5 protein-coding genes are annotated in these 3,611 nt (G+C 55.1%); 1 reads left to right on the forward strand and 4 read right to left on the reverse strand.

Annotated features, from left to right (window positions below):
- The 4 genes from R6V78_RS06245 to R6V78_RS06260 all read right to left on the reverse strand — a co-directional run.
- Window positions 1-192, reverse strand: a 192-nt coding sequence (locus R6V78_RS06245) for an FAD-dependent oxidoreductase (protein WP_410288477.1), incomplete at its 3' end; no start/stop codon positions are given.
- A gap of 15 nt (window positions 193-207) precedes the next feature.
- Window positions 208-1,494 carry a (Fe-S)-binding protein gene (locus R6V78_RS06250; RefSeq protein ID WP_410288478.1) on the reverse strand — a complete coding sequence of 429 codons (1,287 nt, stop codon included), beginning with the start codon at window positions 1,492-1,494 and terminating at the stop codon, window positions 208-210.
- Window positions 1,495-1,569: 75 nt separating this feature from the next.
- Complete coding sequence (locus R6V78_RS06255) at window positions 1,570-2,448, reverse strand: methylenetetrahydrofolate reductase (protein ID WP_410288479.1); 879 nt, start codon at window positions 2,446-2,448, stop codon at window positions 1,570-1,572.
- A gap of 40 nt (window positions 2,449-2,488) precedes the next feature.
- On the reverse strand, window positions 2,489-3,061 hold the full coding sequence (locus tag R6V78_RS06260) for a response regulator (RefSeq protein WP_410288480.1): 573 nt from the start codon (window positions 3,059-3,061) through the stop codon (window positions 2,489-2,491).
- Between the two features lie 463 nt (window positions 3,062-3,524).
- Here R6V78_RS06260 and R6V78_RS06265 point away from each other — a divergent pair.
- Window positions 3,525-3,611, forward strand: an 87-nt coding sequence (locus R6V78_RS06265; RefSeq protein ID WP_410288481.1) for a 4Fe-4S binding protein, incomplete at its 3' end; no start/stop codon positions are given.

Genomic DNA, 3,611 nt, shown 5'->3' on the forward strand with positions numbered 1-3,611 from the left:
AACATTTCCAACAATCTTGGAATCACCAACAGCAGTCTTATCCCCGGCGAGACTTTTATCTTCGGCAATCTTATCTTCGGCAATACCCGCCAGGACGACCCGGTAGCCGGCGTCGGCCAGATCCAGCGACGCCTGAATGCCGGCGATGCCGCCGCCGACCACCAGCACCGAACCCGTGGTTTGCGTGGTCATATTTCCCCTCCTTGCTTAAAGTCCGTATCCTGCCAGGTCGGGTCCCAGATAGGTGCGTTCGTTCTCTCCGAGGATGCCCATGGCCAGGCACATGATCGTCCAGATGTGCAGCACGCGGTATTTGCCGCCGTAGTGTTCGCCCACATCTTCGATCTGGGCGTGGCAGTTGTGGCAAGGGGCGATGACGTACTGCGCCCCGGAGGCCATGACCTGGTCGAACTTGACCTTGCCGTAGGCCCGGCGTTCTTCCGCAAAGCCGCCCTGCAGGGCGCCGCCGCCGCCGCCGCAGCAGTAGTTGTTGACGCCGCAGGGAACCATGTCCACAAAATTTTCCTCGCCCACGATGGTTTTGACGACGAACCGAAGCTCATCGGCCATCTCTTCGCGCAGAGACTTCCTGACGATGTTGCAGGGGTCCTGAACCGTGAACTTGATCTTGAGGTCCCGGTTCCAGTCTGCGTTGACCTTGAGCTTGCCCTCGCGGATCCATTGGGCATAAAGCTGGATGATGCTGGTGAATTCGAATTTGTGAGGAATGTTGAACTTGCGCAATCCTTCCAGGATCGCAAAGTAGGAGTGCCCTCACTCGGTGTTGACCACCAGTTTACATCCCAGGTTGTTGTCGATGTGGTCGACGAACTCCTCGATGATGTAGCGCCAACCCTCGTCATCGGCCAGAAACAGGCAGTAGTTCTCTCCGGCCCACATCACCGACGGGTAGGTCCAGTCGGCGCCCACCAGATGCAGAATTTTCCACAAGGGACCCAGTTCGTCCGGTTCGGTGACCGGTTCCCTGGAATTCTGGTTGATGGCCATGTATGCACCCACCCGGTCCACGGACACCTGAAGGTCCTTGAAAATAGGCTGGGTGTCACGGATTTCGTCGGCCACATCCTCCACGGTCCAGATGAAGTCCTCGGTCGGTACGCCCATGGCGTTGCCCGCCCGGATGTGCTGGTCGCAGGAGCCCCGTATGCCTTTGGGGCGTTTGTCCCGGGGCCATGATCCGCGCAGGTTGTAGACCAGTTTGGGGATATTGATTTTCATGGGGCAGGCATTGACGCAGCGGGCGCACATGGTGCACACCCACGCCCAGTTGGATTTTTTGACCGCTTCATCCATTCCGAAATTTACCATTCGCAGCAGTCTGCGTGGATCCATGTCCATCAGGCCCGATGCCGGACAGCCACCCGTGCATGTGCCGCAGGTCATGCACAGGTCCAGCAGGGCATCCGGCACCCGTTCCAGGACCGCTTCCTTGAATTCACATTCCAAATCATCCAGTTCGATGGGTGCTGTCATGATGCTGGCCTCCAGGTTTAGGTGGTTAGGCTGAAGATTAAAGACTGAAGGGGTGCGGTCTTCTGTGAAGCGCCGCTACCTGATTTTGGCTGCATCTAAATAAGGCTGAATCTTGTCGATGCCGCCCAGGGTGATAATGTGGACCCCGGCACAAAGATCGCGCAATCCTTTGATGGTATCGGCAAACAGCTCGATGCTGGCCTGCTGCTTGTTGGGCGCATTGTCCAGCTTCTGGACCACCCAGTCCGGGATCAGGCCGGACTTGAAGTGCCGGTTGATGAAACGGGCCATGACCGCGTTTCTCAGCAACATCACCTCGGCGATTACGGGAACACCGAAGGTTCCGATCTGACGCATGAATCGCTGGAACTGATCCAGATCGAAGATGGGCGTGGTTAAAAAATAACCGGTGCCCAGTTCGCGCATGGTTTCCATCTCCTGCATGCCCTGTTTGGGAACGTTTTTTCCCCAGGGGTGTTCCACTCCGGAACCCATGATGAACTCGACCCGTTGAGCCAGTTCTTTCCCGTCCACCGTACGTCCGTCTTTCAGATGCTCCAGGACCGACGCCAGCTTACCCGAATCCACGTGGAAAAACATGGTCTCCTGCAGGCTTTCACCGGAGATGCGATAGTCCTCGGTGAACACGAGCAGGTTCTCCACACCGGACTCGTGGGCCTGGGTCAGGTCTTTCTGGAGCTGGATGCGGTTCTTATCACGGGTGGTGGTCTGGTAAATGGCGTCGAACCGGTTCTGGTTGAGCAGTTCGCAGGTGCGGATGCTGTCGCCCACGACGCCTTCAAGCTCAACCTCGGCAATCGAAACGCCGTCCATGCGTCCCCGGATCCGTTTCAGATTCTCCACCAGTGCTTCAGGATCGTCGTCGCCCATGGGTGCCTGGACTTCCGATGTGACCACAAACTTCTTTTTTTGCAGGGCTTCCTTGAGTTTCATGCTTCGCCTCCTAATTGATGGCTGAAGGGCGGTTGGGTGGCTATTTAAGTTCCAGCAGCCGGGCAACCTCCTCCTTGAGCTGGGGCAGGGGCAGCGGCTTGGAAAAACAGACATCGGCACCGTGCGCCTTCATCTCCTTGAATTTTTCTTCATCCAGGTAGGCGGAAAGAACGATGATCTTGGTTTCCTTGGTGTCCTCGTTGGTTTTGATCCGGCGGCACACTTCGTTGCCCTTGATGTCCGGCATCATGATGTCCAGGATCATCAGGTGCGGGTGGAAGTGGTTGACCTGCAGACCGGCCTCGAATCCATCCGAAGCGCTGATCACCTCATAATCGAATTCATCTTCCTCAAGGGCCTGGACGATGGTCTCAACGATGATGGGATCGTCATCCACCACCAGGATGCGCCTGCGCTCATCGTCAATCTCGGTTTCCGGAATGGGAATGCCCTGGCGGCGCATGAAAACTTCCATGTCGCTGCGTTTGATGCGGCGATGACCGCCAACGGTTTTGTATGCCTTGATATGTCCGGCCTCAACCCAGTTGATAATGGTTTTAGAGGAGACATTACAGAATTTGCTGGCCTTGAAGACGGTAAGTGTATCCTCCATTGTCCAATCCCTCCTTCGGTTGCGTGTGGGTTTGATTGCGGCGATGACCTGCTACGGCGCCGGTACAGGTCTTGGATGCATATAAAGCATGCTCCGCAACGCCTGTCAACAAAAAAATTAAAAAAACTATAAAAATGATAATAACCAAATCAATATATACATTTTTAGTATAGTTTTTATAGGTATTTTATAATTTTAATTTAATTTGGGCTGATGATTTGTCCATTGGATGAGGCGGGAATCGGCGGTATTTCGGTGGTTGCAAAAGCGATCTTGTGTGAAATCCTGAAAAATAGTAGCCTTTGCAAAGCACCATTTAAGAAATACCTGCCGGAAAAAGCAGGTCCATTCGAGCCCACCCGCTTTTTCTTGACAACGCACGGTTGAGCTTTTAAGAGGGGCACGAATTCAAGGCGGCGGGTGGTGCCGCGTGGGGAGGCGGATCAATGGTGGGGGAGCGACCATGGTGAAAGCAAAGCTGAAGGAGCACCGGATCAACCGGGACTGGTGCAAGGGGTGCGGGATTTGCGTGGCCTTTTGTCCCAAGACG

Origin of the sequence: Desulfosarcina sp. (genome assembly GCF_046496365.1) — a bacterium.
Classification (GTDB): domain Bacteria; phylum Desulfobacterota; class Desulfobacteria; order Desulfobacterales; family Desulfosarcinaceae; genus Desulfosarcina.

What these genes read in the sequence shown, in the direction of transcription:
- R6V78_RS06260 (WP_410288480.1), bottom strand. Translation starts at nt 3,061, where the DNA reads ATGGAGGATACACTTACCGTCTTCAAGGCCAGCAAATTCTGTAATGTC.
- R6V78_RS06255 (WP_410288479.1), bottom strand. Translation starts at nt 2,448, where the DNA reads ATGAAACTCAAGGAAGCCCTGCAAAAAAAGAAGTTTGTGGTCACATCG.